We start from the raw sequence: 2,170 nt of genomic DNA on the forward strand, positions 1-2,170 counted from the left end.
TCTACGGCGTCTACGAATGCGCCTGCGGCCAATTCGTCTCGATCGGTTCGATCGAGCCGCAGTTCTACGCGCTGCTGCGCCAGCACGCGGGCCTCTCCGACGCCGATTTCGACGCGCAGATGGACCGCAAGGCCTGGCCGGCGCTGAAGGAAAAGCTGAAAGCCGTGTTCAAGAGCAAGACGCGCGAGGACTGGTGCAAGATCATGGAAGGCACCGACATCTGCTTCGCGCCGGTGCTGACCATGTCGGAGGCGACGCAGCATCCGCACATGGTCGCCCGAAATGTGTTCGTCGAACGCCACGGCGTGAAACAGCCCGCGCCCGCGCCGCGATTCTCACGCACGCCATCCGCGGTGCGCGAACCGGAGGGCGCGGAGATCGCCGCGGTGACGAAGGCGTGGAAGGGGTAACCTCTCCCTGGGGTTATGGGTCCCGGCCTTCGCCGGGACGACACCTGTTGTGACGCTGCAGTCTGGCTAGAAGCGCGAGCCCTAAGCCGCGTCATCCACCTTCAGCACGCCGCGCCGGATCTGGTCCTCCTCGATCGATTCGAACAGGGCCTTGAAGTTGCCCTCGCCAAAGCCGTCATCGCCCTTGCGCTGGATGAACTCGAAGAAGATCGGGCCGATCGCGTTGGCCGAGAAGATCTGGAGCAGCACCTTGGTCTGGCCGCCGTCGACGACGCCTTCGCCGTCGATCAGGATGCCGTTCTTCTGAAGCCGCGCGATGTCCTCGCCATGCCCGGGCAGGCGGGCGTCGATCCGCTCGAAGTAGGTGTTTGGCGGCGACGGCATGAAGGGCAGGCCGGCTTCGCGCAGGCCTTCGATGGTGCGGTGGATGTCGCGGCAGCCGCAGGCGATGTGCTGGATGCCTTCGCCGCGATAGATATTCAGATATTCCTCGATCTGGCCGGACTCGCCGGCATCCTCGTTGATCGGAATCCGGATCTTGCCGTCGGGGCTGGTCAGCGCGCGCGAGAACAGGCCCGACGCGCGCCCCTCGATGTCGAAGAAGCGGATCTGGCGGAAGTTGAACAGCTTTTGGTAGAAGCCCGTCCACACATCCATGCGGCCGCGGTGGACGTTGTGGGTGAGGTGGTCGAGATAGAACAGGCCGGCACCAGCCGGCTTGGGATCGCGCGCGCCAAGCCATTCGAACTCGTCATCGTAGGCCGAGCCCTTGGCGCCGTAGCGATCGACGAAATAGAGCAGGCTGCCGCCGATGCCCTTGATCGCGGGCACGTCGAGCGTCTTCTGCGCCGATGACACATCGGCGGGCTCAGCGCCGAGTGCGATCGCGCGGTCATAGGCCGCCTTCGCATCGACCACGCGAAACGCCATCGACGGGGCACAGGGACCATGCGCGGCGACGAAATCGTAGCCGTGGGTGCCGGGCTCCTCGTTGACGAGATAGTTGATGTCGCCCTGGCGATAGACCGTGATTGCCTTGGTCTTGTGGCGCGCGACGGGCGCATAGCCCATCAGCTTGAACAGCGCGTGCAGCTCGCCCGGATTGGGATGGGCATATTCGACGAACTCGAACCCGTCGGTGCCCATCGGATTGTCGGCGCTAACAGTGGCCGGCGGTGCATCGTGCGGAAACGGACCCATGCTGCTCTCCCAAATGGCTGCTGGGAGGAACTATCCTTCATGGGACGCGCAAGATGCGTGCAAACGGGACGTCATTTGGCTATCATATGCACGATCCATGCATCAGATGGATAAAACGCGCATGATTTCGGTGGACGCTTTCGACCTCAAGATCCTCGGCGCGCTCCAGGACGACGGCCGCCTCACCAACCAGGAGCTCGCCGATCTCGCGGGTCTCTCGGCCTCGCAATGCTCGCGCCGGCGGATGCGGCTGGAGGAGGAGAAGGTGATATCGGGCTATCACGCTGATCTCTCCAGCGAGGCGCTCGGTTTCGGGGTGATCGCCTTCATCCAGGTGGGGCTCGCGACCCACTCGCCGGACAATTCCAAGCGGTTCCGCGCGCTGGTCAATCGCATCGACGAGATCCAGGAGGCCTACTCGCTGACGGGCGATGCCGATTACGTGCTGAAAGCCGTGCTGCGCGATTTGAAGGGCCTCTCCAACCTCGTCAACGACGTGTTGATGCCGCACCAGAGCGTGGCGCATGTGCGTTCCTCGATCGTGCTCGACCGGCTGAAGG

General features: G+C 63.9%; 3 protein-coding genes. 2 read left to right on the top strand and 1 reads right to left on the bottom strand.

The window, feature by feature from the left end:
* A partial coding sequence (locus AC1D00_RS37890; RefSeq protein ID WP_477014191.1) for a CoA transferase occupies nt 1-410 on the top strand: 410 nt, incomplete at its 5' end.
* 81 nt (nt 411-491) lie between these two features.
* Here the strand turns inward: AC1D00_RS37890 and hppD are convergent.
* The gene (hppD, locus tag AC1D00_RS37895) at nt 492-1,610 is read right to left on the bottom strand and encodes a 4-hydroxyphenylpyruvate dioxygenase (RefSeq protein WP_477014192.1); all 1,119 of its coding nucleotides are present in this window, start codon (nt 1,608-1,610) and stop codon (nt 492-494) included.
* Nucleotides 1,611-1,731: 121 nt separating this feature from the next.
* Here hppD and AC1D00_RS37900 point away from each other — a divergent pair.
* The coding region (locus tag AC1D00_RS37900; protein ID WP_477014193.1) for an Lrp/AsnC family transcriptional regulator at nt 1,732-2,170 on the top strand (439 nt) is incomplete at its 3' end.

The sequence above is a fragment of the Bradyrhizobium sp. P2_E8 genome, from assembly GCF_056403875.1.

Excerpts from the sequence above, each read along its gene's own strand:
- hppD (WP_477014192.1), bottom strand. The coding sequence starts at position 1,610 with ATGGGTCCGTTTCCGCACGATGCACCGCCGGCCACTGTTAGCGCCGAC.